We start from the raw sequence: 14,910 nt of genomic DNA on the forward strand, positions 1-14,910 counted from the left end.
TCCGGATCGAGCCGCCCATGATCGTCGTCAACGAGCCGGCCCGGCGTCCGTCGGTGCTCCACATCTTCAAGGTCTACTATCCCGACCTGTTCGGCGGCACGCTGACGGTGATCCGCGATATCTGCGCCGGACTGAAGGACACGTTCAACGCCGCCGTACTGGTCTGCTCGCGCTCCGGCGGCGAGCAAAAGATCGTGGTCAACGACGTTGCGGTCGAGCGCGTGCACTCGTTCGGCGACGTGCTGTCGCTGCCGGCCGCGCCGACCTATCCGTGGCGGCTGTGGCGCCGCATCGCCGAGCACGACCTGCTGGCGCTGCACGCCCCCTTCCCGCTCGCCGACCTCGTCTTCGCATTCGGGCTCGGCCGCACCCGCCCGCTGGTCGTGCACTGGCACGCCGACATCGTCTCGCACGCGGCCTTGCGCTTCCTCGTCGAGCCGATGATGCGGCGAACGCTGCGCCGGGCCGCCGCGATCATCGTCTCCGATCCGGTGCTGATCGAAACCACGCCGCTGCTGCAGGAATTTTCCGACAAGTGCCACGCCGTTCAGTTCGGCGTCGATGTCGCCAAATATGACAGGCCGGCCGCACAGGCCGACGACGTCAATGCCCGCGGCCGTCTCGTGCTCGCCTGCGGACGGCTGGTGCCCTACAAGGGTTTTGACGTGCTGGTGCGCGCCGCGCATGCCCGCAATTTCGAGGTCTGGATCGTCGGCGAGGGCCGCGAGCGCGACAACCTCGAGCAGCTGATCCGCGACTATGGCTTGCAGGACCGCGTCCGCCTGCTCGGCTCGGTGTCCGAGAGCGAACGCATCAAGCTGATGCGCATCGCCGACGTCTTCGTGATGCCGTCGGTGACCAATGCGGAGACTTTCGGGCTGGCGCAGCTCGAGGCGATGGCCGCAAGCCGGCCCGTCGTCAACACCGCACTCGACACCGGCGTTCCGCATGTCGCCCGCGACGGCCTCGAGGCCATCACGGTGCCGCCCGGCGATCCCACCGCGCTCGCCGACGCCATCGAGACGCTGATCAACGATCCCGAGCGGCGCCGCCGCATGGGTCAGGCCGCACGCCATCGCGCGATGACGAAATACTCAACCGCAGCCTTCAAGGAGGGAGTCGAGACGGTGTATCGCAAGGTCGTTACCGAGGAGGCCGCCGCAAGGGACGCGGGGTCGTCAGCCCCAGCCCCGCGTCCCCGAACGGCAGGTTTCGTCGGCGCGATCCAGATCGCGGCAACACTGGCCTGGTCCGACGTGCGTCATCGCTACGTCCGCTCCCTCCTTGGACCCTTCTGGATGTCGATCCAGATGGCGATCATGGTGGCCGTGCTCGGCTCGGTCATCGGCCATCTCTCCAACGCCAGCGCGGTGGCGCGGCTGCCGATGCTGGCGGCGAGCCTCACCGCCTGGACCTTCCTGAACAGCGTGGTGCTCGACGCCACCACCGCGCTGCAGGGCTCGGCCAGCCTGATCAAGGATCGCGCGCTGCCGCCGGTGATCTTCCTGCTGCAATGTACCTTCCGCCAGGCGCTGTTCGCCGCCCATAACGCGGTCGTGCCGCTACTCCTGTGGCTCGTGCTGACGCCGCGCGATGTTGGCGGCGCCATTGCCGCCCTCCCCGGCCTCGCCCTGTTCGTGGTCTGCACGCTGGGGCTGAGCCTCGTGCTCGGCGCGCTGGCGACGCGTTACCGCGACATCAAGCCGATCATCGAGTCCTCGCTGACGCTGGCCTTCCTGGCCTCGCCGATCATCTGGACATCCGAGATGATCGATCGCGGCTCGACCGTGATGCGGCTCAATCCGCTGACGCATCTGTTCGCGATCTGGCGCGACCCGCTGGCGACCGGTCATGTCGCAACGGCAAGCGTGATCTACGTGCTGGCGTGCCTCGCCGCGCTCGCGATCGCCGCGATCGTCACCACGACTCATCTGCGCAAAGCGGCATTCTGGATCTAGGGCATGGCAAGCATCCACCTCCGCGACGTCTGCCTCGATTATCCGCTGTACGGCGCCTACGACTTCTCGCTGAAGCGCCGCCTGCTCGGCCGCTTGTTCCGCCAGGCCAGCGAGATGCGGACCATCCGCGCGGTCGACAGCATCTCGATCGAGGCGAACGCCGGCGCCCGCATCGGCCTCGCCGGCCCGAACGGCTCCGGCAAGTCCACTCTGCTGCGGCTGATCGCCGGCGTGTTCCCGGCGACCAGCGGCCGCGTCGAGATATCAGGCAACATCGTGCCGCTGCTCGGCCTCGGTGCCGGCGTCAATCTCGATTTCGTCGCCGCCGACAATATCAGCCTGCTGCTGCGGATCTCGGGACGCAAGCCGACGCCGGCGATCCTGGACGAGATCTGGGCGTTCACCGAACTGGAGGAGCGCATGCAGCGGCTGCCGCTGCGCATGTTCTCGTCGGGCATGCTGATGCGCGTGCTGTTCGCGACCGCGACCGCGTTTCCCGCCGATATCCTGCTGCTCGACGAGTGGCTCAGCGTGGTCGACGAGAATTTCTCGGCCAAGGCCGAGCAGCGGCTGCGCAAGATGGTCGAGACCGCGGCGATCGTGATCATCGCCTCGCACGACCACGCCCTGCTGCGCCGGACCTGCAACAGCATCATCAATCTCGATCACGGCCGCATCGCCAGCACCGTCGGGCTGGATGCGCCCGTCCCGCATCACCTCGAGCTTAGAGAAATCAGCGCATGACAAAGATCCTGGTCGTCAGCGAGGCGCTTGGCGAGCCCAACCACAAGCGCGGCATCTTCCATTTCACCCGTGAATTGATCCGCTCGCTGGCCGGCGACGGCCATGCCCTGACCCTCGTCGTGGAGACCACGCGCCGGTACCGGAAGCTGCACCGCAGGCAGCAGCGGACGCGCCTGCTGCCCGAGGACTCCCGGCTGATCGAGCTGCTCGCGCTCTATCGTTACCTCGATGAAACCGACATGAACTCGCCGATCATGCGCGGCGGCCTGCGCCGCACCGTCAGCTGGTTCAAGCACAAGCTCGACGCGGCGACCTCGCTCGAATTCATCATCGCCTTCCTGCGCTCGATTCATCTGCTGCCGACCAGCGTCAAGCTGATCGAGAACCGGACCGAGGGCCTCGAATACATTCCGACCGATTTGCGCCATCTCGAATTGTTCGGCGATTTCCTGCTCGAGCCCGGCTTCTACAGCTATCAGGACACCTCGGCCCTGACCCGGTTGCCGCCACCGCGGGTCGATGCGCGCGACTATGACGTCATTCTCGTCGACACCCCGACCCGGGTTGCGATCCAACGCCGCCCGGGCGCAAAGGTGATTTGCGTCGTGCACGACCTGTTGCCGATCACCGATCTCAAGCTGGACGACATCGCGACACGCCTGTTCCTGTCGCGCCTTTTCACCAGCGTGAATCAGGCTGACGAGCTCGCCTTCGTCTCGAACTACAGCATGAACCGCTTCCGCGCCCTGCTCCCGCAATATGCGCATATTCCGGCGCGAGTGGTCTATCCGCGGACCCGCTTCGACGTCGCGGAAGCGCCGCTTGCGCCGGTGCCAACCGCCGTCCCGGCTCGGCCGAGCTTCGTCGTCATCGTTTCGAACGAGCCCCGCAAGAACCTCGCGGCCGTCATCCGCGCCTTCCGCAAGCTGCCGGAGGCCGATCTCGTCGTGATCGGCTATGCCGGCGGCGCCAACCAGGCGCGCAACCTGCCGAAGAACGTCCGCTTCTCCGGCTATGTCGACGAGCACGAGAAGGCGGCACTGATCGCGGACGCGCATGGCCTGATCATGCCGAGCCTCGCCGAAGGCTTTGGCGTCCCGATCATCGAGGCATTCGCGGCCAACACTCCTGTGCTGTGCTCCGATATTGCCGTGTTCCGCGAGGTCGCGGGCGAGCTTGCCGACTATTTCGATCCGTTCTCGACCGACTCGATCTGCGCTTCGGTGCGGCGCGTGCTGGCGCAGCAGGAGCAATGGCGCGACCGGATCCGCGCGCGGCGGGCCGAACTTGCAGAGCGGTTCGGCCACCACACCCAGGCGCGCGACCTGCTGTCGCATTGGGCTGCCCCGGACGTCGCGGCCGCCGCCGAGGCGCTCACCGCCGCGATGGCGACCTTCAACGGTGCAACCGCGCACGGCGTGTAACCGGTCATGAGCACCGATTCCGACGCCATTGGTCTCGCAATCGAACCGCCAGCACGATGGCGCGATCGCGTCCGCACCTGGTCCGGCTCAGTCCCCTATGTCCGCGCCGCCGATACCCTGATCGTCTTGGCCGCGGCGTCGCTACCCTGGTCGACCACGGCATTCGCCGTCTTCATGCTGCTGTGGCTTGTCGCCGTGATCCCGACCATCGACTGGGAGCAGTTCATTCTCGACCTCGCGCAACCGGCCTTTGCCTTGCCGATCGCGCTGGTCGCACTCGCGGTGATCGGCCTAGCGTGGTCGGAGACGAGCTGGGTCGAACGGCTGCAAGGCATCAAGCCGCTCAGCAAGCTGCTGCTGCTGCCGTTCCTGCTCGGCTATTTCCAGCGCTCACAGCGCGGGCTCTGGGTATTCGTAGCCTTCCTGGTATCGTGCACGCTGCTGATGATCCTGTCCTGGATCGCGCTGGCGGTGCCGCAGCTCAAGCTCGCGCACACCGCATCCGACGGCGTGCCGGTCAAGAACTACCTCGACCAGAGTCAGGAGTTCGCGCTCTGTGCGTTCGCGCTGGCACTGCCGGCATTGACGACGCTGCGGGCCCGGCAATGGCGCTTCGCTGCCGGCGCCATCGCGCTGATGCTGCTGTTCGTCGCCAACATGCTTTATGTCGTCTCTGCGCGGACCGCGCTGGTCTACATGCCGGTGCTGTTGATCCTGTTCGCCTCGCTGCATCTGTCGCGGCGCGCCACGCGGCTGCTGTTCGCCGGCGTCGCGGTCACCAGCCTCGTGGTCTGGACCACGTCTCCCTACCTCCGCCAGCGCATCGCCGACGTCGGCATCGAGTATCGGGCCCACGATACGTCAGGCATCGCTTCCACGGCGCAGCGCCTGACCTATTGGCGGAAGTCGGTGAAGTTCATCGGCGAGGCGCCGTGGCTCGGGCACGGCACCGGCGCGATCAGGCGCATGTTCACGCAGGATGCCGTCGGACAAGCCGGCCTTGAGGCCGAGGTGATCAACAACCCGCACAACCAGACCCTCAATGTCGGGGTCCAGTGGGGGCTGATCGGCATCCTGCTGCTCTACGCGATGTGGATCAGCCACGTCAGGCTGTTCGCCGGCCGCGATCTCGTGAGCTGGATCGGACTCGCCGTGGTCGTGCAGAACATCACAAGCTCGCTGCTCAATTCGCATCTGTCCGATTTTCACGAGGGCTGGATGTACGTGATCGGCGTCGGCGTCGCCGGCGGCATGGCGCTTCGCGCCCGCCGGCCGGAGAAAATTATGGCGTAGATTTGTGACTCACGCCGCGCAGCACATTCGGTGTCGTCCCTGCGAAAGCAGGGACCCATAACCACAAATGCTGATTGTTGCGCGATGCTGGAACGACGAGTCCCTTCAACAACATCCGCTGCGGCGTATGGGTCCCGGCCTTCGCCGGGACGACAGCGGTGTTTACCGAGCCAGCGCCGCCCTCATAACGACCACTCGCCTACCGCGACGCCTCGTGCCCGACCTCGCCGGTGATGACGTCACCGAACAGCTCCCAGGCCTCGCCGTTGAAGCGCATCAGCTGCATCTGCTCGATCGGGAAGTAGTCGTCGGGGGAGGTGTTGACCATGACTCCCGGGAGCATCAGGTCGGAGTGGAAGTTCTTCAGGCTGGCGGCCTGCTTCATCACGTTCTCGCGCGCGAGATTGTCGCCGCATTGCTTCAGCACCTGCATCATCGCCTCGGCCTGGACATAGCCATAGAGGTTGTTGGCATTGGCCTTGTCGCCGTCGGGATAATATTTGTCCATGAAGGCGCGCCAGCTTTGCACCGCCGGATCCTTGTCCCAGGTCGGATCGGTCGGGTCCTTCAGATAGGCGGTCGAGATGATGCCCTTGGAGAACTCGAGTCCGGCCGGCTTCAGCACCGAGGCGACCGAGGTCGCGGTGTTGGCGAGGAAGAATTTCGGCTTCCAGCCGAGCTCGCCCACCTTCCGGATCGCCTGCGCCGAGCCCTTCGGCGCCGCCCAGGAGAAGAAGATGTCGGCGCCGGAATCGTGCAGCGCGACGATCTGCGAATCGATCGAGGGATCGGAGACCTCGTACGACTTGTCGGCGATGATCATGCCGACCTTGTCGCCGAGCCCGTCCTTCAGGCCCTTGAACTGATCCTTGCCGGCATCGTCATTCTGCCAGAACACCGCGATCTTGCTGTCAGGGAATTTGTCGCGAATGTACTTTGCGTAGATGCGGCCCTCGCTCTGGTAGTTGGGCTGAAAGCCCATCGTCCAGGGGAAGTTCTTGGGGTCGCCGAATTTGGTGCCGCCGGAGGCGACGAACAATTGCGGCACCTTCTTGGCATTCATGTATTTCATGATCGCCGAATTGGACGGCGTGCCGAGCGGCTGGAAGATCAGCAGCACCTCGTCGCTCTCGACCAGCTTGCGCGCCTGCTCGATCGCCTTCGGAGGCGAATAGGCGTCGTCGTAGCTGATGAAGTTGATCTTGCGGCCGTTGATGCCACCCTGCTCGTTGGTCATCTTGAAGAACGCGGCCTCGGTCTTGCCGATCACCCCATAGGACGACGCCGGGCCGCTGTATGGCATGATGTTGCCGATCTTGATTTCGCCATCACTCGCGCCGGGATCGTATTTCTTCTGCGCGGTGGCCGAGGTCGCGATCAGTGCCGCACTTGCGAACGCCGCGATTGCGCCAATATATCCGAAACGAGCCGGCATCGTTTTCTCCCGATTTTTGTCGTTGGTTTTGGCGGCAAGTCTCGCAAGAGACGCATGTGCTGGCAAGCGCTGGGTTTTTCCGTTGGGCGAAACGGCATTGTTGCCTGGCGCTATTTATGATTGAAGGTCGATCTGGGGATCACGAGTCGAGGCGTTCTGATTGCGTAAACCGGACATCCGTACCGGTCCGCGGCATCCGCATCTTGCGGCCGCGGGCTATGAGATCACGCGCCGCCTCAGCGAGTCTGCGCTGGCGAAGCGTGGCCTGCACAAGGCAAATGGCGCGTTCGCGCAGCGCACGATCGCCTCGATCCGCGAAAAGCTGCAGCGCGGCGAGACCGTCTATATCGCAGGCCTCGCCTGCCCCGGCACGCACAATACCGGCGTCGCGCTGGTCGAGATCACCCAGAAGGACGGACCGCGCCTGATCGTCAACAACGAGGAAGAGCGCTTCTCCGGTAACAAGCACACCAACGAGTTCCCGCAACACGCGCTCGACGACATGCGCAAGGTGTTGCAGCGGATGGGCCGCGACATCGGCGATATCGCCGCCTTCGTCACGACATGGGACTATCCGGCGCTGCTGGCGATGCTGATCCGCACCTCGCTCGAGGAAGCGCCGGCCAGCCTCAAACTGCTGCGCGCCCCGATCGCACCGGCGATCAATCTGCGCCAGCTGGATCAGGTGCGGCGGCTGTCGCGCCGGCTCGGCAGGATGTACGGGCTCGACAAGCAATTGCCGCTGATCTGCATGCCGCATCACGACAATCACGCCTGGTACTCGTTCACGGCCTCGCCGTTCGCCGATGCGCGCGAGCGTGTCGCGATCGCGGTGCTCGACGGTACCGGCGACGTCGGCTCGATCTCGCTCTATGTCGCCGAGAACGGCGAGATGAAGCAGCTCTATTGCAACGAGAGCCTGTTCGACTCGCTCGGTGCTTTCTACACCGTGATCTCATCCAGCCAGGGCGGCTGGACCTGGCTCTCCAGCGAGGGCCGCTACATGGGCGCCGCCGCCTGGGGCGACATGAACCGCGCCACCAATCCGTATTATCAGCGCTTGAAGGCGGTGCTACAGCTCGGGCCCAATGGCAGCGTTCAGCTCAATCGCGCGATGGCCAATTGGTACGCCGATCCCGCCGACAATCCCTATCATCAGCCGCTGATCGACATTCTCGGCCCGCCGCTGCGCCCCGACCAGCTCTGGAATCCCGACGCCGTGCTGCGCGTCGAGAACATCAATCACCGCCCCGACACCAAGGACCGCGTCGACAAGGCGGCCGCGACGCAATTGGTGTTCGAGGACGCGATGATCCATGTCATCGACCATCTCCTGCGCACCACCGGCACCGACCGCCTGGTGCTGACCGGGGGCGTCGCGCTGAACGCGCTCGGCAACATGCGTCTGCTCGAGCATTTCGACGAGGCCTGGTTCGAAGGCGCACAGCAGCGCAAGACGCGGCTGCATATGTGGGTGCCGCCGGTGCCCGGCGATCCCGGCGTGCCGATCGGCGCCGCCTGGCTGTTCGCGCATATGGCGGGCGCGCCGCGCGGCGCGCCGCTGTCGCACGCATTCTATTGCGGCCTGCCGCCCTCGAACGCCGACATCGCGACGGCGCTGCAAGCCGACGACGTCGCCTCGACCGAGATCGGCAATGTGGCGACATCAGAAGGGCGCGACGCGGTTGCCGACCTGATGGCGTCCATGGTGGCGCGAGGCGGCGTGATCGCGATCTATCAGGGCGCCGCCGAAACCGGCCCGCGCGCGCTCGGCCATCGCTCGATCCTCGCCAATCCCTGCGACCCCGAGGTGCGCGAGCGGCTCAACGAGCGCGTCAAGTATCGCGAGGCGATCCGGCCGCTGGCACCGATGGCGACACTGCAAGCTGCGCGCGATTATTTCGAGCTCGCAGACGGCGCCTCCGACGCCGACTACAACGCCTATAACTACATGGTGCTGACGGCGCATTCGAAGCCCGAGGCGCGCGCGAAAATTCCGGCGGTGGTGCATGCCGACGGCACCGGCCGCATCCAGATCGTGCGCGAGGCCGACGATCCCCTCACCTACGCCTATCTGAAGGCGCTCGGCCGCCATATCGGCGTCGAGATGTCGGTCAACACCTCGTTCAACGTCGCAGGTCCGATCGCGCAGACGCCGGCGCAGGCGATGGACACGCTGCGCCGCTCCAAGGGGCTAGATGCCGTGGTGTTGGTCGCCGACGACGGCACCGCCTACGCCGCCTGGCACGGCGGCGAGCGTGACAGCGGCCGCTTCAGCGGATGGTATGCGGCGTGGAAGCAGGCGCGCGGCTGAACCAGGCCAGCACGCGGCCGTCGATCAAGAGCAGCGCGCTCGCGATCACCAGCGCGCCGATCACCTCGCGCAGTGCGATCGGCTCGCCGAGCACGAGATACCCGAGCAGCATCGCGGTGACCGGAATCAGCAGCGTCACCAGCATCACATTGGTCGCGCCGGAGCGCTGCAGGATCTGAAAGAACACTATATAGGCCAGCGCCGTCGACAGCGCCGCGAGCCCGAGCACGGCGAGCCATGTCGCGGGATGCGGCATCGGCAACAGCCACGGCCGATCGACGACGGCGGCGATGGGCGCCATCAGCACCGCCGAGGCCATCATCTGGAACGTCGCGGTCCCCAGCGGCGGCACGCGCTGCGGCAGCCGCCGCCCGACTAGCGCCGCGATGCCGTAGCTGAAGGCGCCCGCGAGGCACAGCAGGATGCCGATGCCCTGCCGGCTCTCGAAGCCGAGCGCATCGCCATGCAGGATCGCAACCCCGATCAGCCCGACCAGAACGCCCGCCACGCGGCGCGCTTGCAACCGTTCCTCGCCGACCGCCGCCATCACGATCACCGCGAACAGCGGCGTCGTCGCGTTGAGGATCGAGGCCAGCCCACTCGGAATATAAGTCTGCCCGAACACGATCAGCGCGAACGGCAGCACATTGTTGAACAGCCCCATCGCAACGAACGGCGCCCAGCCGGACAGGCTGCGCGGGAATTCGATTCCGGCGGCCCGCAGCAGCGGCAGCAGGATGATCGTGCCGAGCACGACGCGCAACAGCACCAGGGTCAGCGGCGGCAATTCGCGCAGGATCACGCCGTTGAAGAAGAACGAGCCGCCCCAGAGTACCGACAGCAGGACAAGCAGCCCCCAGTCGCGGCGATCGATCCAGTTGTCGGCGGAAGGCATGTCGGGCACTCACCTGCAGTCGGACAGGTGACTAGGGCAGCGCCGCGAATATTCCCACCCGATTTCCGACAATGGCGGCCCGCCTATTTCGGCCGCGACACGATCTCGATCATCTGGCCCTCGTCGGCGTCGGGCGCATGGGCCTTCGCCTTTTCGTAGGCGGCGAGCGCGGCGCGGCTGACGGGTACTCCGGGCAGCAAGGTCTCGGCGAGCCGCACGGCGTAGTCGGCATCCTTGTGGCGCAGCGCCGCGGTGAAGGAGGCGCCGGAGAAGTTGCGGTCGATCATCCGTTTGCTGTGGCGGATCACCTGCGGGCTTGCCACCGCGCCGGTCGCCAGCGCCTCGGCGACCAATTGCATGTCGAGGCCCGCCTGCTCGGCAATCGCCACGCCCTCGGCGAGGCTTGCGATCTGCACCGCGCCGATCAGGTTGTTGATCAGCTTGAACACGGTGCCGGTGCCGACGGGGCCGAAATGCCGGATCGTGCTGCCGATCGGCGCGAGATAGGGCTGCGCGCGTTCGAGATCGGCCGGATCAGCGCCCACTAGCAGCGTCAGCTTGCCGGCGGCCGCCGCCTCCGGCAGGCCGGTGACCGGACAATCGATGTAGATCAGGCTGCGGCTGTTGAGCTCGCGCGCCATCTCCAGCGTGTGCTGGTATGAGACCGTGGAGCATTCGATCGCGAGCGTACCGGCCTTCATGTTGGCGGCAGCGCCGTCCTTGGTCAGCCAGACCGCGCGCGAGGCCTCGTCGTCGGCGACCATGGTCACCACCGCATCGGCGTCGATCGCGGCATCCTCCGGCGAGGTCGCCCACAGCGCGCCGCGGGCAATCAGGTCCGCGGCCTTGGCCCTACTCCGGTTCCACACGGCGACCGTGAAGCCGGCATCGAGGTAACGGCCGGCCATGCCATGGCCCATGCGTCCCAATCCGATGAAAGCGACGCGCGGCATGGGCTAATCCACATCTTCGACGGATCCTGGCCCGGTGCCGAAGGCACGCTGCGCCAAGGTCGCCGCCATGAATTCATCGAGGTCGCCATCGAGCACCCCCGACGTGTCGGAGGTCTGCACACCGGTGCGCAGGTCCTTCACCATCTGATACGGCTGCAACACGTAGGAGCGGATCTGGTGACCCCAGCCGATGTCGGTCTTGGCGGCCTGATCGGCAGCAGCCTGCTCCTCGCGCTTCTTCAGCTCGATCTCATAGAGCCGCGCGCGCAGCATGTCCCAGGCCTGCGCCCGGTTCTTGTGCTGGGAGCGGCCGGCCTGGCAGACCACGGCGATGCCGGTCGGAATATGGGTGAGGCGCACCGCGGATTCGGTCTTGTTGACGTGCTGACCGCCGGCGCCGCCCGACCGCATGGTGTCGGTGCGGACATCGGACTCCTTGATCTCGATCTTGATGGAGTCGTCGATCACGGGGAAGATCTGCACCGACGAGAACGAGGTGTGCCGCCGCGCGTTGGAATCGAACGGCGAGATGCGCACCAGGCGATGCACGCCGGCCTCGGTCTTCAACCAGCCATAGGCGTTGTGGCCACTGATCTGGATGGTGGCTGACTTGATGCCGGCCTCTTCGCCCTGGGACTCTTCGAGGAACTCGATCTTGAAGCCGTGCTTCTCCGCCCAGCGCGTGTACATGCGCAGCAGCATCTGCGCCCAGTCCTGGCTCTCGGTGCCGCCGGCGCCGGCATGGACTTCGAGATAGGAATCGAACTTGTCGGCCTCGCCCGACAGCAGCGCCTCCAGCTCGCGCCGGGCGACCTCCTTCTTGAGATCCTTGAGCGCCTTCTCGGCCTCGGCGACCACGCCCTCATCGTTCTCGGCCTCGCCGAGCTCGATCATGCCGATATTGTCCTCGAGCTCGCGCTCGACCTTGCCGATGCCTGAGAGCGCGTCCTCCAGTGAGGTACGCTCCTGCATCAGCCGCTGGGCCTTCTGGGGATCGTTCCAGAGATTGGGGTCTTCTGCGAGCTTGTTCAGCTCAGCGAGGCGTGCCGTCGATTGTTCGACGTCAAAGATGCCTCCTCAGCAGCCCGACTGACTGCTTGATCTCTTCAACAAGGCGTTCGATTTCCGCGCGCATGGTCTTTCAGGTGTTGGCTAAAAAGGTTCCGGGGGATGTAGCGACCGGCGCGGCAAAGCGCAATCGACTTGGCCGCACTATCCCGGCGATTTGGCCGGATCGACCGCTAGTAAAGCCCCCCGGTTCCCGGACGCATGAAGAAGCCGCCATCCGGCTGCGCCCCATTCTGCGACGGCTGCGGGCCAGGCGCAGGGCCGCGCCCATCGGCATCGGCGACGCCGATGACCGAATAGTTCTCCGGCGGCGCGGTGCCCGGCTTGAAGGCTTCGAGGATGGTGTTGCCGCCGTCGCCGGGACCGGCGCGCATGCCGGTCTTGGCGTCGACGCGGATCAGCTTGATGCCGGCCGGAACCTTGAACGGCGTCGGCGGCTTGTCGGCGAGCGCAAGCTTGAGGAAATCGCGGGCGATCGGCGCGGCGACGTGGCCACCGGTGGCGGCGCGGCCGAGATTGCGCGGCTTGTCGTAGCCCATGTAGACGCCGACTGCGAGATCGGGCGAGAAGCCGACGAACCAGACGTCCTTCTCGTCGTTGGTGGTGCCGGTCTTGCCGGCGATCGGCTTGCCGACCTCCTTCACGACGGTCGCGGTGCCACGCTGGACCACGCCTTCCATCATCTCGGTGATCTGGTAGGCGGTCATCGGATCGAGCACCTGTTCGCGGCGGTCGACGAGCTGCGGCTCCGGCTGGCTCTTCCAGCCCCCGGGCGCGTCGCAGCCGCGGCATTCGCGGGTGTCGTGCTTGAAAATGGTATGCCCGTAGCGATCCTGGATGCGATCGATCAGCGTCGGCTTCACCCGGCGGCCGCCATTGGCGAACATCGAATAGGCCGTGACCATGCGCATCACGGTCGTTTCGCCGGCACCCAGCGCATACGACAGATAGTTCGGCAATTCGTCATAGACGCCAAAGCGCTTGGCGTATTCGCCGACCAGCGGCATGCCGATGTCCTGCGCGAGCCGCACCGTCACGGTGTTGAGCGAGCGCTGCAACGCGTTGCGCAGCGTGGTCGGGCCGTAATATTTGCCGGTCGAATAGTTTTCCGGACGCCACACGCCGGCGCCCTGCCCCTGATCGATCTCGATCGGCGCGTCGATCACGGTGGTCGACGGCGTATAGCCATTGTCCAGCGCCGACGAGTACACGATCGGCTTGAACGACGAACCCGGCTGCCGGTAGGCTTGCGTCGCGCGGTTGAACTGGCTCTGGTCGAACGAGAAGCCGCCGACCATCGCGAGCACGCGGCCGGTCCACGGATCCATCGCCACCATGGCGCCGGACACTTCAGGCAATTGCCGCAGGCGATACTGGCCTTCGACCGCGTTGCCGTCCTTGGTCACCAGCGGATCGGCGTAGATCACGTCGCCGGGCTGCAGCACCTGCGAAACGGCGGTCGGCGCCTTGCCCTTGGTCTTGGCCCAGCGCACGCCGTCCATCGTGATGATGCCGGTCTGCCGCTCCTTGCTGACCGCGCCGCCGAGCTCGCGACCCGGCTGGAAGCCGATCCGCGCCGACTGATCGCTGGTCTCGAGCACGACAGCCATCCGCCACGGCGAGATGTCGGACAGCGACTTCACGTCGGCGAGCTTGACGCCCCAGTCACCGGAAATGTCGAGCTTGTGCAGCGCCCCGCGCCAACCCTGCGCCTCGTCGTAATTGACGAGCCCCGCCACCATGGTCTTGCGCGCCATCACCTGGATCTTGGGATCGAGCGTGGTGCGCACCGACAGGCCGCCCTCGTAGAGCTTCTTTTCGCCGTAGCGCTCGAAGATGTCGCGGCGGACTTCCTCGGCGAAATATTCGCCGGCGAAGATGTGCGCGCCGTTCGAGCGGCTGGTGACGTTGAGCGGGTCCTTGCGCGCCTTGTCGGCGTCGGCCTGCTTGATCCAGCCGTTCTCCAGCAGACGATCGATCACATAGTTGCGGCGCTCGATCGCGCGGTCACGGTTGCGCACCGGATGCAGCGCCGCCGGCGCTTTCGGCAGCGCAGCGAGATAGGATGCCTCCGCGATCGTCAGCTCGTTGACCGACTTGTCGAAATAGACCAGCGACGCCGCCGCGATGCCGTAGGCACCGAGGCCGAGATAGATCTCGTTCAGATAGAGCTCGAGGATGCGGTCCTTGGAATAGGCGCGCTCGATGCGCATCGCCAGCAAGGCTTCCTTGATCTTACGGCTGAACGAGACCTCGTTGGTGAGCAGGAAGTTCTTCGCGACCTGCTGGGTGATGGTCGAGGCGCCCTGCGGGCGGCGGTTCGAGCCGTAGTTCTGCGCATAAAGGATGGCAGCGCGCGCCATGCCCTGATAGTCGATGCCACCGTGCTCGTAGAAGTTCTTGTCTTCGGCGGCGAGGAAGGCGTTGATCACGAGCTTCGGCACCGCCTGGATCGGCAGATAGAGCCGGCGCTCCTTGGAGTATTCGCCAAGCAGCGCGCCGTCGGTGGCATGCACGCGGGTCATCACCGGCGGCTCATAGTCCTGCAGCTGCGAGTAGTCGGGCAAATCCTTGGAGAAATGCCAGATGGCGCCAGCGACGGCGGCGACACCGACCAGGAACACGACGGTTCCGGCGGCGAACAAGAAACCCATAAACCGCACGAGCAGGCGCATTATCGACGTTCCGTTCCTACCCTCCGGCGCTCAGCCATCAGAAGCGCCTGTCCAAAAGTGCGAGAGCCTCACACAACGAAGCCTTGGCCCAGCGAGCCACCTTGCGCACGCGAGTATACAAGAGCCGCCGGACAATATGGTCGATTCTGCG

Annotated in this window: 10 protein-coding genes; 5 read left to right on the plus strand and 5 right to left on the minus strand. The window is 65.7% G+C overall.

Annotated features, from left to right (window positions below):
• The first annotated feature begins 17 nt into the window (after positions 1 to 17).
• The 4 genes from ACVIYL_RS33695 to ACVIYL_RS33710 are packed head-to-tail and all read left to right on the plus strand — an operon-like array spanning position 18 to position 5,419.
• Positions 18 to 1,958 (plus strand): glycosyltransferase, encoded by a 1,941-nt coding sequence (locus tag ACVIYL_RS33695; protein WP_456780627.1) that lies wholly within the window; start codon positions 18 to 20, stop codon positions 1,956 to 1,958.
• A gap of 3 nt (positions 1,959 to 1,961) precedes the next feature.
• Positions 1,962 to 2,702, plus strand: a complete 741-nt coding sequence (locus ACVIYL_RS33700) for an ABC transporter ATP-binding protein (protein ID WP_253608796.1) — start codon at positions 1,962 to 1,964, stop codon at positions 2,700 to 2,702.
• Positions 2,699 to 4,126, plus strand: coding sequence for a glycosyltransferase family 4 protein (locus ACVIYL_RS33705; RefSeq protein ID WP_456780628.1), 1,428 nt, complete (start codon positions 2,699 to 2,701; stop codon positions 4,124 to 4,126). The genes ACVIYL_RS33700 and ACVIYL_RS33705 overlap by 4 nt, the downstream gene beginning before the upstream one ends.
• Positions 4,127 to 4,132: 6 nt before the next feature.
• Positions 4,133 to 5,419 (plus strand): O-antigen ligase family protein, encoded by a 1,287-nt coding sequence (locus ACVIYL_RS33710; protein WP_456780629.1) that lies wholly within the window; start codon positions 4,133 to 4,135, stop codon positions 5,417 to 5,419.
• A gap of 199 nt (positions 5,420 to 5,618) precedes the next feature.
• Here the strand turns inward: ACVIYL_RS33710 and ACVIYL_RS33715 are convergent, their stop codons facing one another.
• Positions 5,619 to 6,854, minus strand: a complete 1,236-nt coding sequence (locus ACVIYL_RS33715) for an ABC transporter substrate-binding protein (protein ID WP_456780630.1) — start codon at positions 6,852 to 6,854, stop codon at positions 5,619 to 5,621.
• A 160-nt stretch (positions 6,855 to 7,014) separates the two neighbouring features.
• Here ACVIYL_RS33715 and ACVIYL_RS33720 point away from each other — a divergent pair, with 160 nt between their 5' ends.
• Positions 7,015 to 9,168 (plus strand): carbamoyltransferase C-terminal domain-containing protein, encoded by a 2,154-nt coding sequence (locus tag ACVIYL_RS33720; RefSeq protein ID WP_456780631.1) that lies wholly within the window; start codon positions 7,015 to 7,017, stop codon positions 9,166 to 9,168.
• Here the strand turns inward: ACVIYL_RS33720 and ACVIYL_RS33725 are convergent.
• From ACVIYL_RS33725 to ACVIYL_RS33740, 4 genes are all read right to left on the minus strand, one after another.
• Positions 9,128 to 10,063, minus strand: a complete 936-nt coding sequence (locus tag ACVIYL_RS33725; RefSeq protein ID WP_253608806.1) for a DMT family transporter — start codon at positions 10,061 to 10,063, stop codon at positions 9,128 to 9,130. The two genes, ACVIYL_RS33720 and ACVIYL_RS33725, sit on opposite strands and share 41 nt — an antisense overlap.
• Before the next feature lie 83 nt (positions 10,064 to 10,146).
• Complete coding sequence (locus ACVIYL_RS33730; protein ID WP_253608807.1) at positions 10,147 to 11,016, minus strand: NAD(P)-dependent oxidoreductase; 870 nt, start codon at positions 11,014 to 11,016, stop codon at positions 10,147 to 10,149.
• 3 nt (positions 11,017 to 11,019) lie between these two features.
• Positions 11,020 to 12,151, minus strand: a protein-coding gene (prfB, locus tag ACVIYL_RS33735; protein ID WP_141342568.1) for a peptide chain release factor 2 whose coding sequence is annotated in 2 segments (ribosomal slippage) — positions 11,020 to 12,081 and positions 12,083 to 12,151 — 1,131 coding nt in all. Because the reading frame shifts where the segments join, the coding sequence is not laid out codon by codon here.
• 106 nt (positions 12,152 to 12,257) lie between these two features.
• Complete coding sequence (locus ACVIYL_RS33740; protein ID WP_253608809.1) at positions 12,258 to 14,759, minus strand: penicillin-binding protein 1A; 2,502 nt, start codon at positions 14,757 to 14,759, stop codon at positions 12,258 to 12,260.
• Positions 14,760 to 14,910 lie beyond the last annotated feature (151 nt).

The organism is Bradyrhizobium sp. USDA 3315 (assembly GCF_054056795.1).

Excerpts from the sequence above, each read along its gene's own strand:
- ACVIYL_RS33740 (WP_253608809.1), bottom strand. The coding sequence starts at position 14,759 with ATGCGCCTGCTCGTGCGGTTTATGGGTTTCTTGTTCGCCGCCGGAACC.
- ACVIYL_RS33705 (WP_456780628.1), top strand. The coding sequence starts at position 2,699 with ATGACAAAGATCCTGGTCGTCAGCGAGGCGCTTGGCGAGCCCAACCAC.
- ACVIYL_RS33725 (WP_253608806.1), bottom strand. The coding sequence starts at position 10,063 with ATGCCTTCCGCCGACAACTGGATCGATCGCCGCGACTGGGGGCTGCTT.
- ACVIYL_RS33710 (WP_456780629.1), top strand. The coding sequence starts at position 4,133 with ATGAGCACCGATTCCGACGCCATTGGTCTCGCAATCGAACCGCCAGCA.
- ACVIYL_RS33730 (WP_253608807.1), bottom strand. The coding sequence starts at position 11,016 with ATGCCGCGCGTCGCTTTCATCGGATTGGGACGCATGGGCCATGGCATG.
- ACVIYL_RS33700 (WP_253608796.1), top strand. The coding sequence starts at position 1,962 with ATGGCAAGCATCCACCTCCGCGACGTCTGCCTCGATTATCCGCTGTAC.
- ACVIYL_RS33715 (WP_456780630.1), bottom strand. The coding sequence starts at position 6,854 with ATGCCGGCTCGTTTCGGATATATTGGCGCAATCGCGGCGTTCGCAAGT.
- ACVIYL_RS33695 (WP_456780627.1), top strand. The coding sequence starts at position 18 with ATGATCGTCGTCAACGAGCCGGCCCGGCGTCCGTCGGTGCTCCACATC.